Origin of the sequence: Gracilibacillus dipsosauri (genome assembly GCF_003176895.1) — a bacterium.
GTDB lineage: Bacteria > Bacillota > Bacilli > Bacillales > Amphibacillaceae > Gracilibacillus > Gracilibacillus dipsosauri.
Genome location: NZ_QGTD01000008.1, coordinates 103,766 through 130,137 on the forward strand (window position 1 = coordinate 103,766; position 26,372 = coordinate 130,137).

Consider the following 26,372-nt stretch of genomic DNA (forward strand, 5'->3'; position numbering starts at 1 on the left):
TATGCTACAAAATCAAAAATCAGTAGATGCTTACAAAGAAGCAGTAGATTTAATGCCTGGTGGTGTAAATTCTCCTGTTAGAGCTTTTAAATCAGTGGGAATGAATCCGATTTTTATGGATCACGGTAAAGGTTCCAAAATTTATGACATTGATGGAAATGAATATATTGATTATGTTCTAAGCTGGGGTCCATTAATACTAGGACATGCTCATGAAGGTGTTGTTCAAAAATTAAAGGAGGTAGCAGAGAAAGGAACTAGCTTCGGTGCTCCAACACTGTTAGAAAATGAATTAGCTCAGTTAGTAATTGATCGCGTTCCATCTATCGAGATGGTTCGAATGGTTAATTCTGGAACAGAAGCTACCATGAGTGCATTACGATTAGCACGAGGCTATACAGGGCGTAATATTATTTTGAAATTTGAAGGTAATTACCATGGCCATGGAGATTCTTTATTAATAAAAGCAGGTTCTGGTGTGGCAACCTTAGGCTTACCAGATAGTCCAGGAGTGCCTGAAAGTGTTGCCAAACATACCATTACAGTCCCTTATAATGATATAGAAAGTCTGAAATATGCCTTCAATGAATTTGGAAAGGACATAGCGGCAGTGATTGTAGAGCCAGTGTCGGGTAATATGGGAGTCGTTCCACCGAAAGGCGATTTCCTTCAAGAATTGAGAAAAATAACAACAGAAAATGGCAGTCTATTAATTTTTGATGAGGTCATGACAGGATTTCGTGTCGGATTTCATTGTGCACAGGGATACTTTGGTGTGACACCTGATTTAACCTGTTTAGGAAAGGTTATTGGTGGAGGGCTACCGGTAGGTGCATATGGTGGAAAGCGTGACATAATGGAGTCCGTTGCACCTGTTGGAGATATTTATCAGGCAGGTACTCTTTCAGGGAACCCACTTGCTATGACAGCTGGCCTCGAAACATTAAAGGCATTGGATAAGGATGCCTATAAAGCAATTAATCAGAAGGTCGACCGGCTTGTGACAGGTTACAAGGAAGCTGCGGAGAAATATAAGCTTAATCTTCAAATTAATCGAGCTGGATCTATGGTAGGCGTGTTTTTTGCTGATCAACAAGTTGTTGATTATGCTACTTCTTCTCGTTCAGATCTCGATCAATTTGCAAGCTATTATCGTACAATGGCAGAAGAGGGAATCTTCCTACCACCTTCCCAATTCGAAGGTTTGTTCCTTTCCACTGCACATACCGATGAAGACATAGAAAAAACTATTCAAGCTGCTGAAAAAGCATTTTCTAAATTATAACGATTATATGAAGAGTTGTTTTAAAAAAGGTGCCTTATCGAGGGAGGGCCACTTACTTTAGAACAACTCTTTTTCATGGTTATCTTTACTTGGATGGACGTTTAGGGAAATTCAAGATATAAAAGATCAATCAACTTCTTCATAATCTCGATTCCTTCTTCATATATTTTAAGAGAGATAGCTAGTTCGCTAATCGTATATGGAAGGGGGAACCGAGTTGGGTGAGGTATTTACATTCAATATTAATGAGAAAATCTCATTTCAAGATCAACCTTTAATGAAGGAAATGTTAGGTATTGGGCTAGAGCCTGTTATCTCTATTCAGGAATTAGGGGAAAGCTTGTCTGTTCGTGGAGTGATGGAACTAAAAGGTGAATACATTCAGACAGATCAACAAGAGGTTAGAGCGGAGGAACTAGAATATCAAGGTAACAAGGTAGAACGGGTGGAGCCAATTTCAGATGAGACTTGCGAATTTTTTCACAAATTTATAATGGATATAACGATTCCAATGGAAAGAATTGCTTCCATGGAGGATGTTGCAGTGGAGGTAGACCATTTTGATTATGTGTTGAATTCACCAGGATCGATAAATGTGGAAGCTGTTCTGGCGATTCATGGTTTAACAGAAGAAGCTGTGATTGTTGAAAGGGACCCAGAGGAAGAGTTAGTTAGATATGACGCTGAAGCGGAGTCGGACCATTCATTACGTGAAGAGGAGCAATTTCAGTTCACCGTTAATCAAGAAGCAAACCTTCAACAGGAAGAAGACAATGTCATTCCATTGACAGAGAGCAGTGAAACAACTTCTGAGAGTGAGGAACCTGTGATGGAACGTGAAGAAGTTCATGAGGAAAATGTTTGGGAAGAAAGTCATCGTGAAGAAGTGGAGCAAGAAGAGGTAGTTGATGAATATGAAGTGGAAGATGAACAATCATTAGAGGACGACGAAAGAGAAGAAGAGAAGATACATGTTCAAGGTAGATCAGAAGGCGTGGATGATACTTCTTATCTGTTAAATATTTTCTCGGAAGAAGAGGAAGCTACTAGCTATTCAAAATTGAAATTATATATTGTACAGCCAGAGGACCAAATGCATACTATTGCCGAGCGATATGATGTCTCTCCACGACAGATCATGCGAACGAATCATTTAGAAGATGAAGATGTTACCTCCGGACAACTCATTTATATTCCAATTACTTCAGATGAATAACGATAAAAATCCCTTGGTCATTTTGAAGCAAGGGATTTTTTTACTATAAGAATAATATTTTATTAAAGATATTTGTAAAACTTCGGCTCCCACTATGGGACGAGGCAGATACTTTCGTTTTCCTAACATTTATTAATGATGAGGAGTGTATGTAAGTGATAGATCTTCAACCCGTTCTTGATGCATATCAAATAATACCAACTAAAGTGGAAAAAGTGACAGATCGTGTTTTTAAAATTCATACAAATTATCGGATTTACGCATTAAAACATACTTCTTTATCTGATCAACAGCTTGGTCACTGGCAGGCGGTACATCATTTTCTCGATCAACGAAAGGTGCTTGGGTTTCTTCCTGTTTTTTTCACTGTAGCAGGAGATCCTTTTGTTACAAATCAACAATCCATTTTTTATCTGATGCCTTGGGTAGAATCATTTCCACATGAGCGACCAACAGATGAGTGGACATCCTTTTTTCATGCATTGGGAAAATTACATGCTAGTACATTGCAGTTGATTGAATTAGATCAGCAAAAACAAAATCAAGCAGAGTACCAAGCATATTTCCATAGTGAAATGAAACGAAATAGTGATGAGCTACTACAATATATTCGTTTATTTGAAGCAAAACGTTTTATGTCACCAGTTGAATTACAAGCTTGCATGTATTATCGGGATATGGAATGGGTATTAGAAGAAACGGAGAAATGGCAGCAAGTATATCTTGATGCTCTAGAAAAATCGGATAAGACCAGTATTGTGTTATGTCATGGGAACCTAGACCCTACCCACTATATCATGACAAACAATCAAACATATTTCTTGAACTGGGAGCATGCTCAGATGGCTTCACCTGTACATGATCTTATCAGTTTTTTATTATTTAACTTTCAATACCATGATTGTCAGATAAACAAATTAAAGGAAGGACTTCGCATTTATTTTCAATATATTCCATTTGGCGATCTGGAAAAAAGTCAACTAGCATTACAATTATTATCTATGGAAAAATATATGCATTGCTTAAAAGCTCACAACACCCCGAATAAACAAACAGTTATATATGAATCGATTCGATTTGAGAAGGAATATCGTAAGCTCTTGTTCTCGATTCAGCTTTCAGAAGACCTATTTTCGACGATCCAGCAGGTGGAGATGGATTAGATCCATTCCAAATGGAAGGCAATTAAAATACAAAGTAAAATACCTAGAAGGAGTACATCGAATGTCGTGGGGATAAATATTGTACGAATACCTTGGAAAATTACAATCGGAACAATGCAACGCTGACAAACAATGATACATTCTCGTGCCCATGGAGGTAACTTATATCGATAATATCGTCCCATATTCTCACCTCACTAGATTAGTCTTATCATTATATGCACGGATTCCAATAAAAGTGAGGGAATTAGCAACTTTTATCACGATTCTTTGTGCTATTCTAATTAGTCGAAGCTGATTTGGCTAGCAACGAACGTAAAATAGCAAATAAATTCTTTCAAAAAACAGTTTTTTTTGCAGGATTTTGCCAATTTTTATAGAATATATATAAGATAGTTCCTCTACTTAGGCAAAAGAGATTGTTGAATAGCTAGGGGTGTACAATTTTAATATTGGTAATGAATATAAATAGAAAACCAATATTGGAGACATCATCGTGTCCGTTATCATGATTATGTTACACATGAGAAGCAAATAGTATATAGGTCAATAAAGTGAGAGTTCCATTCGTGTTTTTTCAACCTTCACTGATGGGTTAGTGCTGGTATAAAGAGAGTGGAGAACAAAGTATCCAATTGTTCCGAATGTCCTTAGTCTACTTTAGATACTATTATCTTTAAGCTGAGACATAAAGAAAATCGAGGAGAGACTTTTGGTTAAATCAGGCCTACTCGATAGTTTGGATGCTAGTGAATTCTCACTTTATTAGAAATTATCATTTTGTAGTAGAAGTACTATTTACTATTAATTATCTCAGAAAAAGGCAAACCTATCGTAAGGTAGGGACGCAAAGTTACAGATCCTAAAGCACAACTGCAAACGGATGGCTGTGCTGCCTGGAATACAGATTTGTATTTTAGGAGGAATTAGAATTGAATAGCAAGGGATTAAACATGGATTACGAGTGGGTTTACTTATTGTTAAAAGCAAAAGAGCAAGGATATACGATAACCGAAATAAAGGCATTTATTGATAGAGAAAAAAAGAAAAATGTGCATGATTCATGATGGTGATATGATTTAATTGATCAGAAATACGGACACTTTACTCATAGACTATTCTGGGCTACGGCTCAAATAGTCTCTTTTTTACATTTGGAAATTATAAAATTTTTGCAGGAAGAAATGCGACAAAGCGAGAATTTTGAAGACTAAAGTATAAGAAAAGTTTAACGCATCCGCTAAAGGGACATGCGAATGCGAGTTTTTCTAATATCGATCAAGTAATGAAACCTTGGACATAATTAGACGTTATTTTTTCCATTTGTTATACTAAGTTTAGATAATTGGTAAATGATACATATAAATTGAATTAGTAACACAATCTATATTTGTTATCATTTAATTTATTGGAGAAGGGATGAATTTTATGTCGACAACGACACCACATATTGTGGTATTAGGTGCAGGCTATGCAGGTATGATGACAACGAAAAGATTGATCCAACAACTAGCTCCACATGAGGCACAGATCACTCTTGTAAACAAGCACAACTATCATTATCAAACAACCTGGTTACATGAAGTGGCAGCAGGAACAATAGATGTCAATCGTTCACGTATTATGATTTCTGATGTGATTAACACGAAACGAGTTCATCTTGTCCAAGATACGGTTGAACGGATAAAAGCGGATGAAAAAAAGGTTCTATTGCAAAATGGCGAACTTGATTATGATTACTTAGTGATTGGATTAGGATTTGAAAAAGCGACATTTGGCATTCCTGGAATGGATGAGCATGCTTTTTCTATACAGTCTGTGGATACAAGCCGTATGATCCGTGATCATATTGAATATCAATTTTCTAGATATAAAACAGAAGATAACCCTAGTGATGATATATTAACCATCATCGTTGGCGGAGCCGGCTTTACTGGAATAGAATTTGTCGGGGAATTAGCCGAACGTATTCCGGTACTATGCAAGAAATATGATATTCCCCGTAAAAAAGTGAAAATCATTAATATTGAAGCAACTCCTACTATATTGCCAAATTTTGATGAAGAATTGTTAGAATATGCACAACGCTCCCTTAAAGCTAGAGGAGTCCAATTTAGGCTAGGAACCATGATTAAGGAAGTAAAAAAAGATGCGGTCATTGTTGGAGACGATATGGAAGAAATCAAAGCCGGAACCTTTGTATGGACTGGTGGAGTACAGGCAAATCGCATTGTCGGGGAATCAGGCTTTGAGTTAACAAAAGGAAAAGTCAATGTGGATACGATGTTAAGAGCACCGGGACATGATGATGTCTTTATTCTTGGAGATTGCGCATGGGTGATGAACAAGGATACCGGTCGTCCGTATCCACCAACTGCTCAAATTGCGATTCAAGAAGCAGATGTTTGTGCTCATAATATTAAAACAATGATTCAAGGTGGTACATTACGAGAATTCACCTTTGATGATAAGGGAACGGTTGCTTCACTTGGTGGATCAGAAGCGATGGGTACAGTATTCGATGGTCATAAACTTTATGGATTACAAGCGAAAGTAATGAAGCATGTGATAGATGACCGCTATTTATTTTTACTTGGAGGTCCTGGATTAGTATTGAAAAAAGGAAAGTTCCGACCATTTTAGTAAGGAGGTAGAAGTGATGAAAAACACTTTATTCTATACATTGCTAACTATTATTGCAACGATTTTTTATGTTCTTGTTTCCAGAAAATTAGAGGATAAAAGAGATTTTCGTTAGTATAAATTTGCGGGAGTAGGTGTTTAACGTAGACATCTACTCCCTTACATTTTTTTGCACCATTGCAGCATACTAAATGTTTAAAGGAGGTGTGTCCATTGTTTATGCTTAATAACGTAGTATTCCGAGATATTTTACATATTGATAAGCTAGAAATTCCTGATCGTAAAGTAATCTGTCTATTTGGGGAGAGTGGTAGTGGAAAGTCTACTTTATTAAAAATGTTAAATGGATTATTGACCCATGATCATGGGGAGATCTTGTTTCAGAACCAATCGATACTAGAATATAACCCAATAGAGCTTAGAAGAAAAGTGGTGATGTTGGGACAAGATCCTATTATGTTTGAGGGGACGGTTCGAGATAATTTATTGATTGGACTGGATTTTTCTGAGCGTGAAAGGGTAGAGGATGCGAAGCTGCTCAATTTGTTAAAAGAGCTGGAATTAAGTAAATCATTGGATGATGAAGCAGATAAATTATCAGGTGGTGAGAAGCAAAGAGTTGCGTTTGCGAGAATCTTATTAATGGATGCTGTCATCTACCTTTTGGATGAGCCAACCTCAGCACTCGATGAAGGGACCGAACACAAAGTAATGGATTTTATGATACATCGTGTACAACAAGATCAATTAACCGCTATATTCGTTACCCATTCAAAAGAGGTAGCAGAACAATATGCAGATCAAATCATCTACATGGAGGATATAAATAAGAAGGAGGTGATTTCATCATGAATAAGATGATGGATATCACTCTTTGGCAATTGATTTCTGCTTATATTTTCATGGTTCTATTACTTGTTATTGTTCGTTGGCGTAGGATTCCTCGAGAAAAGGAAATTGTTATTGCGACATTTAGAATGACAATCCAGCTCGTGCTTGTGGGCTATGTTCTCGTTTTTATATTCGAAAATGAGAACTGGATCTATTCTATTCTGGTTCTAATGTTAATGGAGATTTTTGCAGTTTATAATATTTATAGGCGTACTAAAATGCCTCTTACAAAAAATCTGAAGAAGATTATTGCGATTGCTATGATTGTTGGTACACTCTTCTCGTTTTTATATTTTGATTTTATTGTTGTACAATTTTCACCATGGTATGATCCTCGTTATTTCATTCCAATTGCTGGAATGTTAATAGGTAATTCAATGACGGGTATTACATTAGGCGTAAGTGCTCTTTTAGAAGGCTTTCGTTCACGAAAAAAAGAAATTGAGGCAGCTTTAATGCTTGGAGCAACACCAAGTAAAGCTTCCAAAAGAATGGTGAACAATGCCTTTGATTCAGCAATCTTGCCGACAATAAACAATATGGTTGGGATGGGTATTGTTTTTTTACCTGGAATGATGACAGGGGTCATTTTATCTGGGGCAAGCCCGTTAGATGCGATCAAATACCAGATTGCGATAATGCTCGGTATTACAGGTAGCGTTTCTTTGTCCGTAATTATCTTCCTATATTTCGGATTTAAAACCTTTTTTAACAAAAGGGCACAGCTTGAATTATAAAATATTTTTACTCCCTCACCTATGTACTGTGATAATTATCCTTGACGAAATGACGCTTTTTTGGATAAAATAACATATAATATATGACACCATTATTTGATGGAGTTAAATGTGATGATGAGGAAGAGTATTTCATGCTTATCGTATAAGAGAAGAAAGTCCATTGGCTGAAAGATTTTCTCGATAAAAGGTGAAAGAAGGTAGCCTCTGATGCAGCTCTACTGAACGAGTAGTAGGTAAAGCCGGGTGAACCGTTATCTCTTTAAGAAGTTGTATAGGCTTATTGCTTATAAACAAAGGTGGTACCGCGGAAATCAAACCTTTTCGTCCTTTTTACTAGGATGAAAAGGTTTTTTTGATTCCTATATCATAGAAACTGGAAATAACAAGGAGGAAATTATATGGCTGATCAACAGGAAGTGAATTTACCACCAAAGTATGATCCCACTACAGTAGAAAAAGGTCGTTATCAATATTGGGTGGATGGTAAATTCTTTGAGGCTGAAAGAAATCCAAAGAAAGACCCATTTACGATTGTCATCCCACCACCAAACGTTACAGGAAAACTACACATTGGTCATGCTTGGGATACCACATTACAGGATATTATTACAAGGATAAAGCGTATGCAAGGATATGATGTTCTATATTTACCTGGAATGGACCATGCTGGAATTGCTACACAAGCAAAGGTAGAGGAGAAGCTTCGTGAAGAAGGAGTTAGTCGCTATGATCTAGGGCGTGAGAAGTTCTTAGAAAAGGCATGGGATTGGAAGGAAGAATATGCAAGCTTTATCCGAGAGCAGTGGTCGAAACTGGGATTAGGACTTGATTATTCCCGTGAACGATTTACTCTTGATCAAGGCTTATCAGATGCAGTAAAAGAAGTGTTTGTTAAGTTGTATGAGAAGGATTTAATTTATCGTGGAGAGTATATCATTAACTGGGACCCACAGACAAAGACCGCTCTTTCAGATATTGAAGTTATCTATAAAGATGTCCAAGGCTATTTCTATCATATGAGATATCCACTAGCCGATGGTTCAGGACATATTGAAATTGCCACAACTCGTCCTGAGACAATGCTTGGAGATACAGCTGTAGCCGTTCATCCAGAAGATGAGCGATACAAGCATTTAATTGGTAAAAAAGTTAAGCTTCCGATCGTTGGACGCGAAATAGAAATCGTTGCAGATGATTATGTGGATAGGGAATTTGGTTCCGGTGCTGTAAAAATCACGCCCGCCCATGATCCGAATGATTTTGAGATCGGAAATCGTCATAATCTTGCACGTATTTTGGTTATGAATGAAAATGGGACGATGAACGAAAATGCTGGTAAATATCAAGGAATGGATCGCTTTGAATGCCGGAAGCAGATTGTTAATGACCTTCAGGAGCAGGGGGTATTATTTGAAATAGAAGAACATATGCATTCAGTTGGGCATTCTGAACGAAGTGGTGCCGTTGTGGAACCTTACCTTTCAACACAATGGTTTGTGAATATGCAGCCATTAGCAGATGCAGCACTAGAATTACAAAAGAACAGTGATGAAAAAGTCCACTTTGTCCCAGCTCGTTTTGAAAAAACCTATTTAAGATGGATGGAAAATATTCGTGATTGGTGTATTTCTCGACAATTATGGTGGGGCCACCGGATTCCTGCTTGGTATCATAAGGAGACTGGAGAGGTCTACGTAGGGAAAAAAGCACCTGAAGATATCGAGAATTGGGAACAAGACACAGATGTGTTAGATACTTGGTTCTCATCTGCATTATGGCCTTTCTCTACATTAAATTGGCCAGATACAGAGGATGAGGATTTCAAGCATTTCTTTCCAACTAATGCTCTAGTAACAGGGTATGATATCATATTTTTCTGGGTAGCTCGTATGATTTTTCAATCGAAGGAATTTACCAATGAACGTCCTTTTAAGGATGTACTCATTCACGGTCTTGTAAGGGATGCGGAAGGAAGAAAAATGAGTAAGTCATTAGGAAATGGAGTCGATCCAATGGAAGTGATCGAGAAGTATGGTGCTGATTCACTCCGATATTTCCTTTCCACTGGTTCAAGTCCTGGGCAGGATTTGCGCTTCCAATGGGAAAAGGTAGAATCTACTTGGAACTTTGTCAATAAAATTTGGAACGCATCACGGTTTGCTTTAATGAATATGAATGGATTAAAATTTGAGGAAATTGACTTAACAGGGAAAAAGTCTGTTGCGGATCAATGGATTCTCACACGCCTAAATGAAACGATAGAGCAAGTTACTCGTCATGTTGACAAATATGACTTTGGAGAAGCAGGTCGTTACTTATATAATTTCATTTGGGATGACTTCTGTGATTGGTATATTGAAATGGCTAAACTACCATTATACGGGGATGATGAAGCGGCAAAATTAACGACGCGATCTATTTTGGCCCATGTTTTAGACCAAACCATGAGAATGCTTCATCCATTTATGCCATTTGTCACAGAAGAAATTTGGCAACAATTACCTCACGAAGGAGAGTCTATTGTTCGTGCATCATGGCCAGTAGCTCAACAGGAGCTTTCTAACCATGAGGCATCTGACATCATGCAACAGCTTGTAGCGATAATTCGATCTGTACGTAATATTCGTGCAGAGGTTGATACACCTTTATCCAAAGAGATTCCGATTTATATTCAAGCAAATGATCCAGAAGGAAAAGCAAATATGGAAGAGAATCGTGTGTATCTTGATCGTTTCTGTAACCCTAGTGAGCTTGTGATTGACACTACGGTGGAAGTGCCTGAAAAAGGAATGTCTGCTGTCGTAACAGGTGCGGAGATTTTCTTACCATTAGAAGGGCTGATCGATATTGATAAGGAATTAGCTCGCTTGCAAGCAGAGTTGGAAAAGCTTGATAAGGAAGTAGAGCGTGTCGATAAGAAGCTTTCCAACGAAGGATTTGTCAAAAAGGCACCAGAACATGTTGTAGAAGCAGAAAAGGCAAAGCAACAAGATTATATGGAGAAAAGAGAAAAAGTCAAATCACGAATGAATGAATTAAAAGGCTAAGGTATTAGAGAAGCATGGAGTTTGGAACTCCATGCTTTTTGTCTCTAACAATGAAATTCGTCACATTAAAAGTAGTCTTCTTTGATTTAAAGCAAGTTTTCTGACTTTATAGTGCTGGTAAAATAACCTTTTGTAAAATTTTTTCTGCGACATTGATACCTGTATAGGTTAAAATATTAGCAACATGTGCATTCGTATTGACCTCACAGACAATTGGACGATCCCCTTTACCAAATAATAAATCAACACCCGCAAAATCGGCCCCAACAGCGTGAACGGCATTGATGGCTAACTGGATTTCTTCTTCTGATGGGCTATATGCCTCGATTCGGCTTCCCTGGTATACATTTGCACGGAAATCCTCCTGAGAGGTTCGCTTTAATGCAGCAACAAACCTTCCGCCAACGATAAATACCCGGATATCCTTCCCGTAACTTGATTCGATATATTCCTGCATTACAAAAGGCTTGTCATATATTTTTTTTACAATATCCATATACTCTTTTTCATGGTGAACAAGATAGACTTGCTCACCAAAAGAACCAAACCCTTCTTTTACAACAAAGGGATAGTTCAGCGATGAAGCAATTTGTAAATAATGCTCGAAGTGGAGTAGCTTTGCACCAGTGAATACTTTTGGGGCGATTAACGTTTTTGGTATCGTAACATGATGTTCTGCGAGCTTTTGGTACATAATAACTTTGTTATCACATATTTCGATACAGTTGGCGTTATTATATACAGGTATTCCAGCATACTCTAATTGACGTGCTAGCGCAATATCTTTATCATGGAAAATAACAAAGCTTGGCTTTGATAAACCATTCAATGCGTGAATGTCATGCCCATTTGCATCGACAGAATTAACCACTGCATCATTTGCTACTAGTTCAATTGATATATCGTATTGGGCTGCAGCTTGTTGAATGGCCTTTGGAAATTGTAAAAAAGCATGACTCGCCATGTGCCCATTATAAATGACCCATCCTTCCATCTTTCATCACTCCCCGCTATATCTTCTAATAGTTATAATACAAGGTATACTAAAAAAATGAAACAAGGAAAGTGTGAATACAATGTTATTATCTTTTCATGAAGTGAACGAATACTTAGAATCTCGTAGGACACTTGGTATTAAACCAGGGCTGGAAAGACTGGATTATTTATTAGCAAAAACCGATCATCCTGAGAGAAAAATAAAGACTATACATCTAGCAGGTACAAATGGAAAAGGTTCTACCTTAACCTTTATTCAAGAAGTATTAATAGCGAATGGTTATCGTGTGGGCTCATTCGTATCACCAGGTTTTCCAACCGTAAGAGATCATATATTGTGGAACCACAAGCCAATAAGTGAGAAAGTTTTTCTTGAGCTTCTTAATCAATTAGTCCCTACGATAGAAGAAATGGATCAAAAAGATATGGCTCCAACAGAATACGAGATTTTAATGGTAATCTGCTTATTGTTTTTCATTAATAGGGTGGACATCGCCCTAATAGAGACAGGTATGGGTGGGAAAGAGGATATTACAAATCGGGTTATTCCCATCCTTACAATCATTACTTCGATCTCTTTTGATCATACCGCTTTTTTGGGGAATACTCTAGCTTCCATTGCTTCTCACAAGGCTGGCATCATTAAGAAGAATACACCAGTTATCTTAGGCAGATTACCAGAAGAGGCACATCAGGTTGTGATAGATAAAGCAAAACAAGAGAGAGCGCCAATGTATATTCTTGGGGCAGATTTTAATATCCATGATAGTCACTCAGATTGGGAACATCAGTCTTTTTTGTTTCAATATAAACAAATAAAATGGTTGATAGAAATCACTATGCAGGGCATTCATCAGATGGAGAATGCAGCAAATGCCATGATGGCAATAGAGTGTTTAAAAGAGCAAGGCTGGACTATCAATGAAGAGTCCGTTCGAAACGGGATGAAGCATGCCAGGATTTCAAATCGAATGGAAGTTGTTGCGAAAAACCCAATAACTATTGTAGATGGAGCACATAATATGGCTAGTATAAAGGCATTAAGAAGAACAATAGAAGTGCTTTATCCCAATAAAAAGGTTTATCTCTTATTTAGTGCTTTCAGGGATAAGGAGGTAAATGAAATGCTTAAATATTTAGACGAAATGGCGACAAGGCTTGTTGTTACTTCCTTTGAGCATTCACGTGCCTTAAAAAGCAAGGATCTATACGCGGAATGGGATTACATACCTAATGCAAAGAAAGCGTATGAAGTGGTCAAAAACACTATACAAAAAGGGGACCTGCTATTGATAACAGGCTCATTGCATTTTGTGGAACAGATGAAACGAATTATTAAACAATAATGTTCCCTTTTCGGCAACGTTTGACAAGTAATGATTATTTAGTAAAATAAGATTATAAAACCGGACTTTTTATCATATTTTATTAGGTATTTAATACTAACGGCAACTCGGAAAAGGGAGCGATTTTAGCTAATGAAATTATTACCAAAGCAACTCAGATTTGGGCTGATGGAATGGTTAGCCATTCTAACAATCATCAGTATGCTTACCTTCCTTTCCTTTCCTATTCTGAGTAATGTAATGCATCAAGAGCAAGAAAAGGATGCTAATGTAAAATTAATGGAAAATGCAGCAAGGCTTGCTTATATTTATGCAAAAGCTAACCCAGAAGAGTCAAAAGAGGCTGTTTGGGTGTTTGACGGTGAAAAGAATGCTACCGAGGTTACCCCAAAGGAATTAATCCATTATCACTATTTGTCTTTAGACAAAGTCCCTCCAGGAAGTCTAATCTTCGATAATGGGAGATTCTATTATGATCCGAACGGAACACCTGGTGTAGAAACGATAATTGAAGAAGGGGGGTCTTCCTAGTTGGAGCACAATGTCGTATTTTTCTTTTTTATCACTGGTTTAGTATTTGGTTCTTTTTATAATGTTGTTGGCTTGCGAGTCCCTCATGGAAAAATGTTTTCCTCTTCAAGATCTGCATGCCCTTCCTGTCATAATATTCTTTCCTGGAAGGAACTCGTGCCTCTGTTATCTTTTTTCTATCAAAAGGGAAAATGTAAGCATTGTGGCAAAGCTATTTCTCCTTTATATCCCATCATAGAATTATTTACCGCTGTAGGATTTGCCTTCTGTTGTCTTTTTATTAACTCTCCATTAGAAATAGGTATAGGTCTTTTGCTTGTTAGTATGCTAGCAATTGTTTTCGTTTCTGATCATACCTATATGATTATTCCAAACCAAGTTCTTCTCTTTTTTCTCCCACTATTTATCATTTACCGAATCATTGTTCCAACTAATCCATGGTGGCTCTCTGTATTAGGAGGAATTGCTGGATTTGGATTGATTGCTATCATTATTCTGCTTAGTAAAGGTGGAATGGGGGCAGGAGATATGAAATTATTTTCCGTAATAGGATACTTAGTTGGTTTCCCTCACGTGTTTTTAACACTTTTTGTGGCCACCATATATGGGCTTGTCTTTTTTTTACTTCAGAAGTTGCTACACAAAGGGGAATCACCCCTAATCCCATTTGGTCCTTCGATTATTCTAGCAGGAGGGACAGTCTTTTTTTATGGAAGTACTTTATTGGATTGGTATTTCTCTCTATACTATTAAAAATCTACTTCCATATTATGAACTGTTTCAGCATCTGCTGACATCGTAATTTGTTGGTTGGACGCGATAGCATGGATTGGATCGAAGGAAGGGCGAAGAAATTCTGTCATTCTGTCTTTTTTTCGGGAAAGTTTTATTTTTCTTCTGACAAAACTCGTCTTACATCTTACTAATATTATGGTAGGGTGATAGAAAAGCACGGAAACGAGGGATTTGAATGAGAGAAAATAAAGGCATATCTATTCAAATAAACCAGCCTAAGAAAAAAATAGAACGTAAGCTGGAGGCGGAGAGTAAGCTCTTAGACGAAGACAAGCCATACTATAATGAACATGTAAGTAGTCCTCCACATTATTCAAGCATGAAGAAAAGACAAAACGGATTCTGGAAAAAATATCGTTCATTTATATATTCTTCGTTAACAGCTGTTCTAATTGGTACATTTCTTGGCTTTATCATGCTCAAAATATTTGTAGATATTGATCCAGAAGAAATGGCTTTTGATCAAACAGAGCAAGCCGTAAGTACGACAAAGGAGCAAACGAAAAATGCCACTGAAGCCAATACGACTACTAGTACATTCGAAGGTGTTCCAATTACTGGCTATGTTGTTCAAGCAGGAGTATTCAGCTCTGAAACTACGGCAAAGGAATTATTGGATCAATTGAACAACGCTAGCATCCCCTCCATGATTTGGCAGAGAGATGATAACTACCATGTATTTGTCGGGGTTCATGCAACAACAGATGGTTCTAAGCAATTTGCTGAAGAGGATCATTTAGAGAATTGGGAAGTTTATGCTGGTAAGGAGTGGACAACAGAGCCTGTTCAATTATCAGTGGATACAGCTGAAGCGGAATGGATGAAAGAATTTGACACCATTTTAAAAGAGTTAATAACTAATCCTACTAATGTAACACAATTAGAGCAATGGTTAGCGAAAAGCCCAGAGGAATTATCCCAAGCATTAGCTCCATTAATTGATAAAGTAAAGGCATACACAGCGAAGGCGGAAATGGTTGATTTATTAAAAATTTGGTATCAGTATGTGAACCTATCCAAATAATATGAAATGTAAGGGGAAATAATCATTTGTTGTTGGTATTCCTTTTTAGAAAAGTAGATTTGAGCAGTTTGTATTAGCCTCCATAGATCGGTAAAATACAAAGACAAACAGCAATTATTGGCTGTTTGAGGGGAGGGCTATGATGGAAAGTGGAATTGTTAAAATGAAAGAAGTGCCAAAGCAAGATCGTCCAAGAGAACGGTTAATCGAATATGGCCCAGGAAACTTGTCTAATCAAGAACTAATGGCGATCTTATTTGGTACTGGCACTAGAAAGGAGAATGTCTATCAGTTAGCAGAACGAGTACTTAAACATTTTGAGGGGATTGGAATGCTAAGAGAAGTCACCATAGAGGAATTAATAAAGGTAAAAGGTATTGGTCAAGCAAAGGGGGTTGTTTTACTAGCTGCAGTGGAGTTAGGAAAACGAATCCAACATTTTCAAGAAAAAGATCGTTATGTTATCAGAAGCCCCGAGGATGGGGCGAATTTTCTGATGGAGGAAATGTGTGCACTTAAACAAGAGCATTTTGTCGCCATTTTCCTTAACACAAAAAACCAAGTCATCCACCGACAAACTATCTTCATTGGAAGCCTCAATGCCTCGATTGTTCACCCTTGCTTCATGCGTATTGACAGATCAATGTTTTTGAGGGGTTAAAGAGTGAAAGTGACGAAAAAGTGACCAACATCTAAAATAACTGTTCGAATACATTAACACTTTCTTTATGTTGATCTTCTTCTAAATGGGAATAGAGATCAAGCGTAATTCCTATATTTGCATGTCCTAAACGTTCTTGTATTACTTTAAAGTTAATGCCCTTCTTAACCATCAAGGACGCACAGGAATGCCTTAATTGATGGAATGTAATGTGTTTTAAATTATATCGCTTTTTTATCTTATCCCATTCGTTTCTCATTGTGTTCAAATGGGTAGGATACCCGTCATCTCTAACTAGTAATAAGTTAATCATATCACCATCATCATCATATATCCCCTTCCATAGATTACCCATTTGCATTCTCCTAGCTTTGAATTGAAGATGGTATTTTTCCAATTCATCCATAAACTCTTTTGGGAAATAAACTGTACGAGGTTTTTTATTTTTAACCGGTGCGAGGTAAAATTGTTTTTTGTTTTTATCATACCGTAATTGTTTGTCAATATAGATCGAATTGTTTTCATAATCAATCGATTCTTCTCTTATGCCTAATATTTCTCCTCGTCTTAATCCACCAATAGCAGCTAATTTTATCATAATACGGTGTTTAGGATAACAATTCTCTAGTACCTTAAATAAGTGATTTAATTCACTTTCATTGTAATAGTCTACTGTCCTCTTTTCTCGTTTCGGTTCCTTTATTCCAGATGTGGGATTAATTTTGATAACATCCCATTCAAAAGCTCTAGCAAAAATACTTTTAAGCAATAGATATTTGTTAGGGATAAGTGGTTTTCCTTCAGTCTGTTCATTTGCTAAATATTCTACTATATGATATTTCTTGATATCTTTCATTTTCATCTTCTCAAAGTGTTCTAGAACACCACAATCATTTAATAAATACTCATATGCTTCTTTACTGGTCAACGTTAAATTTGGTTCTACATGATTTTTTATCCATCTATCAACAAAACTGGAAAATTTAATATTATCGATAGGTTCGTCCTTTTCATTAAAACATTTAATTTCAAAGTCACGAATCTTTTTATTGAGATCACGTTCGCTAGTTGCAGTTATCGTTTTTGTTCTTCTTTTCCGATTACCACGCTCATCATACCCAAGTTCTACATAGATTTTAAACTTTCCAAAACCTAAATCTTCATAACTTGCCATTTTTTTCACCCCTCTTTTTAAAAAGAGGCAGGGGATCAACCTGCCTATTAAATTATTTAGCGCTAAGTAATTTAAAATTGTGTAATAGCTTTTTTAAGTTTTCCTATGATACGAATGTTCTTATCTGTGCTAGGATTAAAATGAATTGGTTTATAATTAGGGTTCTCACTTACTAAAGTGAAGGACCCATTGTCTCTATATACTCTTTTTAATACACATTCATTTTCCACAACTACTGCAGCGATTTCACCGTTTTCAACTTCTTCAGTTCTTTGAATAAGCAAAAGGTCACCTTCATGTATCTTTGCTCCAATCATACTATCTCCTTGTGCAGTTAGATAGAAATACAATCCTTTATCTACCCAATCTTTAGGAGATGTAACATAACCCTCCTTTTCTTCAAAAATTACAGCCCCATCACCGCAAGAAATACTACCGTATAGTGGAACATCCACAACATCATTTGAAATTTCTTCCCCATACAATAATGAAACATCTACGTCCAACGCTTTTGCTATTTGTTCTAATCTATCATGGGAAACTTTTATCATTCCCTTTTCATACTTTCTAATTGTGGATTTCCCAACTCCAATTTTTTTGCCTAGTTGCTCTAATGTTTCACCAGAAGCCTTTCTATAATAATTAATTCTCTTACCTAGTTCCTTATAAAAGTTATCCATATTAAGCATTCACCTCCTGACTGCTAATTCATTATATACCTTATAAGACACTTTTTCAACAGTATTAATAATAAAAGTATCTTTATAGTATTGACTTATTCCAATAAGGGGTGTATATTATAGGTGTCCTATAAAGACACAAAGAGAGGTGAAGCAACATGGACGTTAAAATAACTCCAAAAGGGCTAAGAGTATCAAACTGTTTAAATCAAGAAGAAGTAGCCAAACACTTAGGAATTTCACTAACTCAATACAGAAGAAAAGAAAATGGAAAGGTTCGTTTTTATGCTGATGAAATCTATAAGTTATCAAAGTTGTATGATGTCCCTGTGAATATTTTTTTTACTGAAAAAGTGTCCTTTGGGGACACTTATGATAAGAATACTACTTAAAAGGTGGGAATGAGATGAGAAACGTAAGAGGGGCAAAAGCCCTGTCTGAATATCTTGAATCTATTGGGACACCTATAAGCGAATCAACGATTTTTTCTTTACTTAGACAAGGTAAAATACCTCACCTAAGACCATCTCCAAGGATATTGATTTTTAATTTAGATGCGATAGATGAATGGTTGGGCATTAAATAAAAAAGGGGTGTGAACAAATGCCAAACAAATTAGAAGTTGCAACTCATCTAACTGATGATGAGCACCGCATTTTATTAAATGTATATCACAAGCACATGAACGCAATGGGGGAGGAAGAAAGAAAACAATATGCTTTAGGCAATATCAAGAAAGTAAAGGGAAATGTCCAGGAGCAATGCTTGGAAGTCTATTTTAAAAACGGTGAATGGTTTAAATACTTTGCTAATGGGACTTGGGGGTGACAAGCATGATGTGGATTGTAGTTAGTTTTGTAACTGTAGCAATAGCAGGCATTATTTTTAGCGTTTGGTGCGGAATGAAGGCTTCACAAATTGCAGAAATGAATAAACAAGATTGGGGTGCTTAATTTGGTTTACACAGATCATTTTTTAAAGAAGGACAAGCAGAAGGCTCTCCAATATCGCAAAGAAATTGGTAATTATTTTGAAGCATCGTTGCATTGTTTAGATAAATTCGAAATGGACAAGTCCAGACAGTATTTCGATCATGCAATGAATTTATTCAGTGAGTTACGTCGAATGAATTTAGAAAAAATCACAAGTGAAGGTGCTACTCAAGAATTAAGTGATCATGCATTACAAATGAGAAGGGATTGGTATTAATGACGAAAGAGGTACTCCACCTAAGTAATTTAATGCAAGCAGTACAAAACGCAACGCAATCAGATGTCGAAGTATTCGAGGACGAATATGTGGATAGTCTTAACCAGCGGATCGCTCTCATAAAGGATGCAGTTTTCGATCTAGAAAACCAACTTAAGAAACGAGGATTATATAAATGCTGCCATCCAGCAAGTGAACACGAAGCGGTGGAAGTTGGTGCAACAGATGAAGTGATTACCATTTGCCATGAATGTGGAGCAGAGGTATAACATGTGGCTCAAATTGTGGTATGGCGGATGGTTTATAGTAGCGGTTTTATTCTTATACTTTTGCATCGTTTATGCACTTTAAAAAAGACCCGCGCAACATAACGCGAGTCGTATCCCACAAAAATTATAACATGGACAGGCTCTTAATGGTAGTCCTGTCTTAGTGGTCGCAAGTAATAGTATTCCCCCTTTTCTATTTATCGTTCCGCTTGTGGCTACTAAGATGCGACTAGCATCCATTACATAAAGAATCGAGGTGAATAACATGTCTCAATCTATGGTTGATTTAAATGAATTCGCTAATGGTGCATTAGCGGAGCGATTTAATTATGAGCTACAAAAGATTTTAGAAAACATAGCTGATCCAAATACAGATCACAAAGTAAAAAGAAAAATGAACATTAATCTTACTTTAGAAACCAATGAAGATAGAGAATTGGCAAGTGTAAGTATTCAGGTTAAATCTACACCGGCTCCACGCAAGAATATCGGATCCGCTATTATCATCGATCGTGACGAAAGCGGAAAAACGGTAGGAGCTGAATTGAAATCAGGTATTAAAGGACAAACATTCTTTGATACAGAGGATAACCAAGTGAAAGACGATAAAGGCGGAGTAATTGATTTCCGCAAACAAAAAGAGGGAGGAACTAAATAATGATTAGAGAAGCAATTGAATACATTGTTGGGCTTGGAAATAGAGAAACCTTTACGGAGAATGGCCAAACGTATGTTACTGGAGATGTTCGCCTGTTAAAAGAACCGCTACCTGCAGAAATTAAAGTAAGCACCCTTTCGGCACTTGTAAAGTACGCAAAATCTGTATTTGATGGAGAAGAAAAATTTCTCATTCACATTGTTAGTCCTACAAAAGTCCGCTTATTGTCTTCGTTAAATTTAGATGCTGAAAGATCTACATGGGTGGAATCAAATGCATTATTACCAGACATACCATATGGAAGGTATCTAGATATGGAAGAATTCAATATCCTATTACAATCCGCTTTCTTAGATAACGATACAAGGAAAATTCTTTTGAAAGTAGTCGGTAATGTAAAAGATGAAGATGTGAAAAATTATGGAGATGACGGAGTCTCTCAAACGGTTACCGCCAAAACTGGTGTTGCACAGGTAGCGGATGTAGTTGTCCCTAATCCAGTGGAACTTGCGCCATTTAGAACCTTTGTGGATCTCGATCAACCGGAGTCTGATTTTGTATTCAGAATGAGAAAAGGACCTTCAGGACCAACCGGAGCATTATTTGAAGCGGATGGTGGAATGTGGAGATTAGAAGCCATAGCTTTAATTAGAAACTATTTAACTGAGAATCTAGCAGAAGAAATCGAATCAGGTAATATTCATATTTTATCGTAATGGGTAGCGGTTATTCCGTTATCCCAATTACATCAAGAAAAGGAGACGAAGGCAATCATGAACGAGTTGGTTTTCATTCAGGATAATCAAGTAGTTACAGATAGTTTAACCGTAGCAGAGGTTTTCAATAAAAGCCATAATCACGTATTAAGAGATATAGCGACTCAATTAGAAAAATTAAGTGCAGCTGGAGAAGAAGAATGGGGTATGACCAACTTTGGACAGACCCGTTATCAAAACACGCAGAACAATCAATGGTACACCAAATATAATTTAACAGAGGATGCGTTTGCAATTATTGCAATGTCATACGTAACTCCAGAAGCAATGAAAATGAAAATTAAATTCCTAGATGAATTCAAAAAAATGAAGAAGGCATTAGAACAACCACATCCATTAAGTGAACGTGATCGACTAATAGCATCCATGAAACTAACTATTGAATCTGCTGAAAAACTAGAAGGAATAGAAGAAGATGTGGCCAATTTAAGAACACGTTTCGATAATGAATTAACTTTAAATCATGGACAAGCAACTTCTTTAAATCATGCAGTGAAAAAACGAGTAGAAAAATTGTGGAATAGTGGCTGGACTGGAGTATTGGAAAGCAAAAGTCAAATGTATTCTAATTTGTACAGTCAACTAAAAAGAGCATTCCATGCACCTACCTATCGCGAAATCAAGCGGATTGATTTTGACGAAGCAATGAATTGGGTAAATGCATGGAGACCTCTATAACGTAATCTGCTCTTAACCAGGTGTAGGGTGATGTTGCAGCATCTCCCTACTAACAATCTATGTCCTTATTTTAACCATATGTCAGAAAATAAACAAGTGAGGGAAAAGAAATGGCTAAATTTCGTATGATACACACTGAATTTTGGAATGATCCACGAGTAGTAGAGGAATTCACTCCGGAAGATAAATTGTTTTATTTATATTTGTTAACTAACTCCAAAACAACGCAAATTGGAATCTACCAAATTACCAAAAAACAAATGGCTTTTGATATGGGATATTCCATCGAAACCGTTAATGCCTTAGTCGATCGATTTGTAAATCATCATAATATTATTGTCTACAATCCGGACACAAGAGAGGTTGCGATTAAAAACTGGGGAAAATACAACTTTAATCGAGGAGGAAAGCCAGTCATTGATTGTGTCACTTCTGAATTAAAAGAAGTGAAGGATAAAAACCTCATTCAATTAGTGGCTGAACGAATCGATAAGGAGGAAATTAGAGCCATTTACGACTCGTATAACGACACGTCAGACGATACGGAACACGATACGTCAAGCGAAACGACTAACGATACGGATAACGAATCGCAAGGCAATAAAAAGCAAGAATCCCATGACAGCAATAGTTCTTACGATACGTCAGACGACTCGTCCACGACAAGGGGACAAGAAAAAGAAGAAGAAGAAGAAAAAGAAGAAGAAAAAGAAGAACAACAACAAAAAGAATTATATGGTGGCGGTCTTCGTGATGAAGGATTTGGTGAGGTGGTCCATTTTTATAAAAACAACCTTCAAATTGGAGTATCCGAAACCAGTTTCAATATGGAATTAATTCAACAGTTTTATGAAGAATGGGGTAGCGAATTACTGTTAGCTGCAATGAAGTTAGCAGCACAGAAAGAAGCGAAAGGAACCGCTTATGTGGAAGCTGTTTTAAAACGTTGGAAAGAGTATGGTGTGAAAAGTGTGGAGGATGCTCGATCCTATCAACGACAACTAAAGAAAAAATCACCCTATTATCCAAATAATCCAAAGCAAGATATTAAACCAGATTGGTATGAAAAGCATAAACAAGAGACCCAAGCGAACAAGCAAGAGTTATCCGATGAAGAAAAAGAAAAAGCGGCTGCTGAAGCGGATAAAATGCTACAGGAATACTTATCAGAACAGACTTCATGAGGATGATACGACATGGCAACTAGACTAGGTGAGTATTTACCGTATTCAAAAGAACAACAGTTAGGTAAAAAACGAACGAAGAAAAGCAGAAATTTTAGTCCGAAAGTAAAGCGTGAAATATTTGAGCGGGACCAATGGAGATGTGTAAGGTGTGGGTCTCATTATCTTGAAAAAGTTCCTCACCATATCACCTTTAAGTCACAAGGCGGAACAGGTAAAAAACGAAATGGAGCAACAGTTTGCATTGATTGTCACAGATCCGCTCATAGACAAGATGAAGTAAGAAGATGGTTTGAAAAGTGGCGAGATAAATATCTAGATCAGAATGGAGATTTGATCTAGGAGGTGGAATATTGAAAAGAATATTAAATTATCCAGGTAGTAAATGGAGCATGGCACAGTGGATTATTGATCATATGCCGAAACATGAAACATATTTAGAGCCTTTCTTTGGATCCGGTGCTGTCTATTTTAATAAACCGGTTTCTGCAGTTGAAACAATAAATGATATTGATGGAAGGCTTGTTAATATGTTCAGAATTATGAGAGATCATCCGATTGAATTAGCTCAAAAAGTGGAACTAACTCCATATTCAAGAGCTGAATATGACCTATCTTTTGATATAACGGATAACAAAATTGAGGATGCTAGGAGAATGCTTACAAGATGTTGGTTTGCGATAGGCGGTAAAACAGTATCTAAAAGCGGATGGCGTTGTTTAATAAGTAAAAATGGACCTAGGGTAGTTGCTGATTGGAATAGGATTCCAGAAAGAATCAAGCAGGTTAGTGAAAGATTAAAATTTACTCAAATTGAATGTTTTAACGCACTAGATTTAATACAGAGATATAACCGAAAAGAAGTATTAATATATGCCGATCCGCCTTATTTGTTTGATACTAGGCAATCCAAACAATATAAACATGAAATGGGTAATGACGAACACTTTCATTTAATTGAAGTATTAAAAGATCATCAGGGACCTGTTTTATTGTCTGGTTATTCTCATGAAATTTATTTGAACGAACTAAAAGATTGGACATTAGTAACTAAAGATTCTGTCGCTTTAGGCGGAGCAAAAAGAATAGAAAGTCTTTGGTTAAATCCAATGGCAGCTGAACAAATGAAACAATTTACCTTATTCGAGTTAGATGGATAGAAATACAATGATGAGATGGGAGTAGTTAAATGTTAAACAGAGTGGTACTGGTTGGAAGGTTAACGAAAGATCCTAATTTACGCTATACACCAAACGGAGTAGCGGTTGCTAATTTTACTATAGCGGTAAATAGACCTTTCACCAATCAAAATAATGAACGAGAAGCGGATTTTATTAATTGTGTGGTATGGAGAAGACCTGCTGAGAATCTAGCAAACTTTATGAGTAAAGGCAGCTTAATTGGAGTAGACGGCCGGATTCAAACAAGAAATTATGATAACCAAGAAGGTAATCGAGTCTTTATCACAGAGGTACTAGCAGAATCTATTCAATTTCTTGAATCTAAAAGCGGATCCGCTAACCAATCTAGCAATCCATCTCCAAACAATAGTCAATATCAATCTAACCAAAATCAATCAAATAAATCAGCAAATGATAACAGCAAGCCATTCGATGGTGAAGCAGAACCTATTGATATTTCTGATGACGATTTACCCTTTTAGAGGTCAGCAACGAGAAAGGAGCGAGTGAGGTGAAAACCAGATTAATAGATGGCGAATACGTGACCATTGAAGATATCATCCAAAAACATCAACGTTATGTCCATAAACAAGCAAGTCGCTATAGCAAAGAAGCATCCTTTTATGGCATGACAAAAGATGATCTCTATCAAGCTGGTTGTATTGGATTGATAAAAGCATTTGAGAAATACAAAGAATCAAAAAAGAATAAATTTATCTCTTTTGCATCGCAATACATCACAGGCTATATAAAACGAGAAATCTCAAATACTAATCACCTGATCCGCTTACCACAAAACATATATGATTTAGTATCTAAAATTAAAGCGGAAGGCTGGGAGGACAAGCCAGCTGAATATATTGCGAAAAAGATGAATCTCACTATCACGAGAGTCGAAACTGCTTTAAGTTACCTGGGCTATTTTATTGGATCAACAGATAAAAAAATCACCACAGATGAAAACAAGGAAATGACTGTACTGGATATTGTTACTACTGGTGAGGATTTTACAGAAAATTTATCCATAAGAGAGTTTATCAATCTATTAGATGATCGAGAAAGAACGGTCTTAATGATGAGGTTGGAAGGCTACCGCATTACGGAATTAGGTCCATTGTTAGGAAAAAGTAGAAGTTATGGATATATCGTGTTGAAAGTAGTGAAGGAAAAATACCACCATTATTTTCAACCTACTGTTGCTTTATAAGGAGTGGAGATTTTGAAGCTATATGTACTGGAACGTTATGTGCAAAATTTAGATGGTGAATGGCTCCAGGAGATTATAACTTACAAAAGCAAGCCAATAATATTTAGTTATATTGTATGGTTATGAGATAGTACAAGCATTTAAAATAGAGGCCCAATAAGCTCAGGCCTCTCATGATTAAGGAAAACATACGTTCCCCTTGAGATTTATTATATCACTTTGAGAGGGGAAAAGGAAATGGAAATAAAACAAAACACAATTTATCACATGGACTGCTTGGAAGGAATGAAACATATACCAGATAAAACGGTGGATATGATTTTATGCGATTTGCCTTATGGTACCACCGCGTGCAAATGGGATGAGATTATTCCTTTTGATTTGTTGTGGGAGCAATATAAAAGAGTTATTAAAGATAATGGGGCCATTGTTTTAACAGCTAGTCAACCTTTTACGACAAAGTTAATAGCCAGCAATTTGAGTTGGTTCCGATATGAGTGGATCTGGAAGAAAGGGAAACATACAACCGGCTTCCAAAATGCAAAGCGGATGCCATTGAAAAATCACGAAAACATTTGTGTCTTTTATAAAAAATCACCTACCTATCATCCGCAAGGGTTGATACCGCTACTAAAAGTTAGAAAGTCTAAAAGAAAAAATGTAGGTGGTATATTCAAAGAAGGTGATAAAAGCCTAATGAAAGAATACACAACTACCCATACCAATTATCCAAAATCAATTTTAGATTTTTCTAGAGATAGTAAAACATTTCATCCTACACAAAAACCAATAAGGCTATTTGAGTATCTTATTCAAACATATACAAACCCAAAAGACACCGTCCTAGACAATTGCATGGGATCCTTTACAACTGCAGTGGCCTGTGACAATACCCAACGTAACTGGATCGGTTTTGAAATGGATAAGGAATACTCTGAAAAAGGTTTAAAACGAATTAATGATAATAGAGAAATACTCGAGTTAGAACCAGTCAAAATAATATCGAAATAAGATAATG

Annotated in this window: 30 protein-coding genes, 1 pseudogene, 1 riboswitch and 1 other annotated feature; of the genes and pseudogenes, 27 read left to right on the plus strand and 4 right to left on the minus strand. The window is 36.6% G+C overall.

The genetic code is table 11. The annotated features are described in order from the left end of the window. Position 1 precedes the first annotated feature (1 nt). The 3 genes from hemL (at position 2) to DLJ74_RS07430 (ending at position 3,664) form a co-directional block, all read left to right on the plus strand. Entirely contained in the window at positions 2–1,285 is a 1,284-nt protein-coding gene (gene hemL / locus DLJ74_RS07420; RefSeq protein ID WP_109983991.1) for a glutamate-1-semialdehyde 2,1-aminomutase, read from the plus strand. Positions 1,286–1,502: 217 nt separating this feature from the next. Continuing rightward, positions 1,503–2,501, plus strand: coding sequence for a LysM peptidoglycan-binding domain-containing protein (locus tag DLJ74_RS07425; protein ID WP_054859094.1), 999 nt, complete (start codon positions 1,503–1,505; stop codon positions 2,499–2,501). Positions 2,502–2,656: 155 nt separating this feature from the next. Further along, positions 2,657–3,664: a phosphotransferase gene (locus DLJ74_RS07430; protein ID WP_054859095.1), complete on the plus strand. Its 1,008-nt coding sequence runs from the start codon at positions 2,657–2,659 to the stop codon at positions 3,662–3,664. Here DLJ74_RS07430 and DLJ74_RS20725 read toward each other — a convergent pair. Then, the gene (locus tag DLJ74_RS20725; RefSeq protein ID WP_109983993.1) at positions 3,661–3,849 is read right to left on the minus strand and encodes a hypothetical protein; all 189 of its coding nucleotides are present in this window, start codon (positions 3,847–3,849) and stop codon (positions 3,661–3,663) included. The two genes, DLJ74_RS07430 and DLJ74_RS20725, sit on opposite strands and share 4 nt — an antisense overlap. Before the next feature lie 627 nt (positions 3,850–4,476). Further along, a riboswitch (cyclic di-GMP riboswitch) is annotated at positions 4,477–4,564 on the plus strand. A gap of 32 nt (positions 4,565–4,596) precedes the next feature. Between DLJ74_RS20725 and DLJ74_RS20895 the strand changes: the two genes are divergently transcribed. The 5 genes from DLJ74_RS20895 (at position 4,597) to DLJ74_RS07455 (ending at position 10,985) form a co-directional block, all read left to right on the plus strand. Further along, on the plus strand, positions 4,597–4,731 hold the full coding sequence (locus DLJ74_RS20895) for a hypothetical protein (RefSeq protein WP_277678278.1): 135 nt from the start codon (positions 4,597–4,599) through the stop codon (positions 4,729–4,731). A gap of 361 nt (positions 4,732–5,092) precedes the next feature. Further along, the gene (locus DLJ74_RS07440; protein ID WP_109983994.1) at positions 5,093–6,307 is read left to right on the plus strand and encodes an NAD(P)/FAD-dependent oxidoreductase; all 1,215 of its coding nucleotides are present in this window, start codon (positions 5,093–5,095) and stop codon (positions 6,305–6,307) included. 213 nt (positions 6,308–6,520) lie between these two features. Then, complete coding sequence (locus DLJ74_RS07445; protein WP_109983995.1) at positions 6,521–7,159, plus strand: ABC transporter ATP-binding protein; 639 nt, start codon at positions 6,521–6,523, stop codon at positions 7,157–7,159. After that, positions 7,156–7,935, plus strand: coding sequence for an ABC transporter permease (locus DLJ74_RS07450; protein WP_109983996.1), 780 nt, complete (start codon positions 7,156–7,158; stop codon positions 7,933–7,935). The genes DLJ74_RS07445 and DLJ74_RS07450 overlap by 4 nt, the downstream gene beginning before the upstream one ends. Positions 7,936–8,040: 105 nt before the next feature. Then, positions 8,041–8,270 (plus strand) — a binding site (T-box leader). Positions 8,271–8,336: 66 nt separating this feature from the next. Continuing rightward, the gene (locus DLJ74_RS07455; RefSeq protein WP_109983997.1) at positions 8,337–10,985 is read left to right on the plus strand and encodes a valine--tRNA ligase; all 2,649 of its coding nucleotides are present in this window, start codon (positions 8,337–8,339) and stop codon (positions 10,983–10,985) included. 106 nt (positions 10,986–11,091) lie between these two features. Here DLJ74_RS07455 and DLJ74_RS07460 read toward each other — a convergent pair whose 3' ends face one another. After that, a complete protein-coding gene (locus DLJ74_RS07460; RefSeq protein WP_109983998.1) occupies positions 11,092–11,979 on the minus strand; it encodes an ATP-grasp domain-containing protein in 888 nt (295 codons plus the stop codon). Between the two features lie 82 nt (positions 11,980–12,061). Between DLJ74_RS07460 and DLJ74_RS07465 the strand changes: the two genes are divergently transcribed. The 5 genes and pseudogenes from DLJ74_RS07465 to radC all read left to right on the plus strand — a co-directional run. After that, a complete protein-coding gene (locus DLJ74_RS07465; RefSeq protein ID WP_109983999.1) occupies positions 12,062–13,327 on the plus strand; it encodes a bifunctional folylpolyglutamate synthase/dihydrofolate synthase in 1,266 nt (421 codons plus the stop codon). A 132-nt stretch (positions 13,328–13,459) separates the two neighbouring features. Further along, positions 13,460–13,858, plus strand: a complete 399-nt coding sequence (locus DLJ74_RS07470) for a hypothetical protein (protein ID WP_109984000.1) — start codon at positions 13,460–13,462, stop codon at positions 13,856–13,858. Continuing rightward, positions 13,859–14,611, plus strand: coding sequence for a prepilin peptidase (locus tag DLJ74_RS07475; RefSeq protein WP_109984001.1), 753 nt, complete (start codon positions 13,859–13,861; stop codon positions 14,609–14,611). Between the two features lie 217 nt (positions 14,612–14,828). Beyond that, positions 14,829–15,677: an SPOR domain-containing protein gene (locus DLJ74_RS07480; protein ID WP_109984002.1), complete on the plus strand. Its 849-nt coding sequence runs from the start codon at positions 14,829–14,831 to the stop codon at positions 15,675–15,677. Between the two features lie 142 nt (positions 15,678–15,819). Next, positions 15,820–16,296: pseudogene (gene radC, locus DLJ74_RS07485) on the plus strand (RadC family protein); the annotation flags it as partial. A 73-nt stretch (positions 16,297–16,369) separates the two neighbouring features. On the opposite strand, the gene DLJ74_RS07490 reads toward radC, so the two are convergent. Then, positions 16,370–17,512 carry a tyrosine-type recombinase/integrase gene (locus DLJ74_RS07490; protein WP_109984004.1) on the minus strand — a complete coding sequence of 381 codons (1,143 nt, stop codon included), beginning with the start codon at positions 17,510–17,512 and terminating at the stop codon, positions 16,370–16,372. Positions 17,513–17,583: 71 nt separating this feature from the next. Next, complete coding sequence (locus DLJ74_RS07495; RefSeq protein ID WP_109984005.1) at positions 17,584–18,192, minus strand: LexA family protein; 609 nt, start codon at positions 18,190–18,192, stop codon at positions 17,584–17,586. A 158-nt stretch (positions 18,193–18,350) separates the two neighbouring features. On the opposite strand from DLJ74_RS07495, the gene DLJ74_RS07500 reads away from it, so the two are divergent. The 14 genes from DLJ74_RS07500 (at position 18,351) to DLJ74_RS07565 (ending at position 26,365) form a co-directional block, all read left to right on the plus strand. Then, a complete protein-coding gene (locus DLJ74_RS07500; RefSeq protein WP_109984006.1) occupies positions 18,351–18,584 on the plus strand; it encodes a helix-turn-helix transcriptional regulator in 234 nt (77 codons plus the stop codon). A gap of 14 nt (positions 18,585–18,598) precedes the next feature. Continuing rightward, positions 18,599–18,778: a helix-turn-helix transcriptional regulator gene (locus DLJ74_RS07505; RefSeq protein WP_109984007.1), complete on the plus strand. Its 180-nt coding sequence runs from the start codon at positions 18,599–18,601 to the stop codon at positions 18,776–18,778. A gap of 17 nt (positions 18,779–18,795) precedes the next feature. Continuing rightward, the gene (locus tag DLJ74_RS07510; RefSeq protein ID WP_109984008.1) at positions 18,796–19,020 is read left to right on the plus strand and encodes a hypothetical protein; all 225 of its coding nucleotides are present in this window, start codon (positions 18,796–18,798) and stop codon (positions 19,018–19,020) included. 126 nt (positions 19,021–19,146) lie between these two features. Further along, positions 19,147–19,401 (plus strand): hypothetical protein, encoded by a 255-nt coding sequence (locus DLJ74_RS07515; RefSeq protein ID WP_109984009.1) that lies wholly within the window; start codon positions 19,147–19,149, stop codon positions 19,399–19,401. Then, positions 19,401–19,670 carry a hypothetical protein gene (locus DLJ74_RS07520; protein WP_109984010.1) on the plus strand — a complete coding sequence of 90 codons (270 nt, stop codon included), beginning with the start codon at positions 19,401–19,403 and terminating at the stop codon, positions 19,668–19,670. The genes DLJ74_RS07515 and DLJ74_RS07520 overlap by 1 nt, the downstream gene beginning before the upstream one ends. A gap of 265 nt (positions 19,671–19,935) precedes the next feature. Beyond that, entirely contained in the window at positions 19,936–20,328 is a 393-nt protein-coding gene (locus DLJ74_RS07525; RefSeq protein WP_245902293.1) for a replication terminator protein, read from the plus strand. Then, positions 20,328–21,044: a hypothetical protein gene (locus DLJ74_RS07530; protein WP_109984011.1), complete on the plus strand. Its 717-nt coding sequence runs from the start codon at positions 20,328–20,330 to the stop codon at positions 21,042–21,044. The genes DLJ74_RS07525 and DLJ74_RS07530 overlap by 1 nt, the downstream gene beginning before the upstream one ends. A gap of 57 nt (positions 21,045–21,101) precedes the next feature. Beyond that, positions 21,102–21,782, plus strand: coding sequence for a Rha family transcriptional regulator (locus DLJ74_RS07535; protein WP_109984012.1), 681 nt, complete (start codon positions 21,102–21,104; stop codon positions 21,780–21,782). Positions 21,783–21,892: 110 nt separating this feature from the next. Further along, positions 21,893–22,966, plus strand: coding sequence for a DnaD domain protein (locus tag DLJ74_RS07540; protein WP_109984013.1), 1,074 nt, complete (start codon positions 21,893–21,895; stop codon positions 22,964–22,966). Between the two features lie 12 nt (positions 22,967–22,978). Next, on the plus strand, positions 22,979–23,308 hold the full coding sequence (locus DLJ74_RS07545) for an HNH endonuclease (RefSeq protein ID WP_109984014.1): 330 nt from the start codon (positions 22,979–22,981) through the stop codon (positions 23,306–23,308). A gap of 11 nt (positions 23,309–23,319) precedes the next feature. After that, positions 23,320–24,126 carry a DNA adenine methylase gene (locus DLJ74_RS07550; protein ID WP_245902294.1) on the plus strand — a complete coding sequence of 269 codons (807 nt, stop codon included), beginning with the start codon at positions 23,320–23,322 and terminating at the stop codon, positions 24,124–24,126. 29 nt (positions 24,127–24,155) lie between these two features. Then, entirely contained in the window at positions 24,156–24,629 is a 474-nt protein-coding gene (gene ssb, locus DLJ74_RS07555) for a single-stranded DNA-binding protein (protein ID WP_109984015.1), read from the plus strand. 29 nt (positions 24,630–24,658) lie between these two features. Continuing rightward, the gene (locus DLJ74_RS07560; RefSeq protein WP_109984016.1) at positions 24,659–25,354 is read left to right on the plus strand and encodes a sigma-70 family RNA polymerase sigma factor; all 696 of its coding nucleotides are present in this window, start codon (positions 24,659–24,661) and stop codon (positions 25,352–25,354) included. 237 nt (positions 25,355–25,591) lie between these two features. Continuing rightward, on the plus strand, positions 25,592–26,365 hold the full coding sequence (locus DLJ74_RS07565) for a DNA-methyltransferase (RefSeq protein ID WP_109984017.1): 774 nt from the start codon (positions 25,592–25,594) through the stop codon (positions 26,363–26,365). Positions 26,366–26,372 lie beyond the last annotated feature (7 nt).

Excerpts from the sequence above, each read along its gene's own strand:
- hemL (WP_109983991.1), top strand. The coding sequence starts at position 2 with ATGCTACAAAATCAAAAATCAGTAGATGCTTACAAAGAAGCAGTAGAT.
- DLJ74_RS20725 (WP_109983993.1), bottom strand. The coding sequence starts at position 3,849 with ATGGGACGATATTATCGATATAAGTTACCTCCATGGGCACGAGAATGT.
- DLJ74_RS07440 (WP_109983994.1), top strand. The coding sequence starts at position 5,093 with ATGTCGACAACGACACCACATATTGTGGTATTAGGTGCAGGCTATGCA.
- DLJ74_RS07450 (WP_109983996.1), top strand. The coding sequence starts at position 7,156 with ATGAATAAGATGATGGATATCACTCTTTGGCAATTGATTTCTGCTTAT.
- DLJ74_RS07455 (WP_109983997.1), top strand. The coding sequence starts at position 8,337 with ATGGCTGATCAACAGGAAGTGAATTTACCACCAAAGTATGATCCCACT.
- DLJ74_RS07460 (WP_109983998.1), bottom strand. The coding sequence starts at position 11,979 with ATGGAAGGATGGGTCATTTATAATGGGCACATGGCGAGTCATGCTTTT.
- DLJ74_RS07465 (WP_109983999.1), top strand. The coding sequence starts at position 12,062 with ATGTTATTATCTTTTCATGAAGTGAACGAATACTTAGAATCTCGTAGG.
- DLJ74_RS07470 (WP_109984000.1), top strand. The coding sequence starts at position 13,460 with ATGAAATTATTACCAAAGCAACTCAGATTTGGGCTGATGGAATGGTTA.
- DLJ74_RS07480 (WP_109984002.1), top strand. The coding sequence starts at position 14,829 with ATGAGAGAAAATAAAGGCATATCTATTCAAATAAACCAGCCTAAGAAA.
- DLJ74_RS07490 (WP_109984004.1), bottom strand. The coding sequence starts at position 17,512 with ATGGCAAGTTATGAAGATTTAGGTTTTGGAAAGTTTAAAATCTATGTA.
- DLJ74_RS07495 (WP_109984005.1), bottom strand. The coding sequence starts at position 18,192 with ATGGATAACTTTTATAAGGAACTAGGTAAGAGAATTAATTATTATAGA.
- DLJ74_RS07500 (WP_109984006.1), top strand. The coding sequence starts at position 18,351 with ATGGACGTTAAAATAACTCCAAAAGGGCTAAGAGTATCAAACTGTTTA.
- DLJ74_RS07505 (WP_109984007.1), top strand. The coding sequence starts at position 18,599 with ATGAGAAACGTAAGAGGGGCAAAAGCCCTGTCTGAATATCTTGAATCT.
- DLJ74_RS07510 (WP_109984008.1), top strand. The coding sequence starts at position 18,796 with ATGCCAAACAAATTAGAAGTTGCAACTCATCTAACTGATGATGAGCAC.
- DLJ74_RS07520 (WP_109984010.1), top strand. The coding sequence starts at position 19,401 with ATGACGAAAGAGGTACTCCACCTAAGTAATTTAATGCAAGCAGTACAA.
- DLJ74_RS07525 (WP_245902293.1), top strand. The coding sequence starts at position 19,936 with ATGTCTCAATCTATGGTTGATTTAAATGAATTCGCTAATGGTGCATTA.
- DLJ74_RS07530 (WP_109984011.1), top strand. The coding sequence starts at position 20,328 with ATGATTAGAGAAGCAATTGAATACATTGTTGGGCTTGGAAATAGAGAA.
- DLJ74_RS07535 (WP_109984012.1), top strand. The coding sequence starts at position 21,102 with ATGAACGAGTTGGTTTTCATTCAGGATAATCAAGTAGTTACAGATAGT.
- DLJ74_RS07540 (WP_109984013.1), top strand. The coding sequence starts at position 21,893 with ATGGCTAAATTTCGTATGATACACACTGAATTTTGGAATGATCCACGA.
- DLJ74_RS07545 (WP_109984014.1), top strand. The coding sequence starts at position 22,979 with ATGGCAACTAGACTAGGTGAGTATTTACCGTATTCAAAAGAACAACAG.
- ssb (WP_109984015.1), top strand. The coding sequence starts at position 24,156 with ATGTTAAACAGAGTGGTACTGGTTGGAAGGTTAACGAAAGATCCTAAT.
- DLJ74_RS07565 (WP_109984017.1), top strand. The coding sequence starts at position 25,592 with ATGGAAATAAAACAAAACACAATTTATCACATGGACTGCTTGGAAGGA.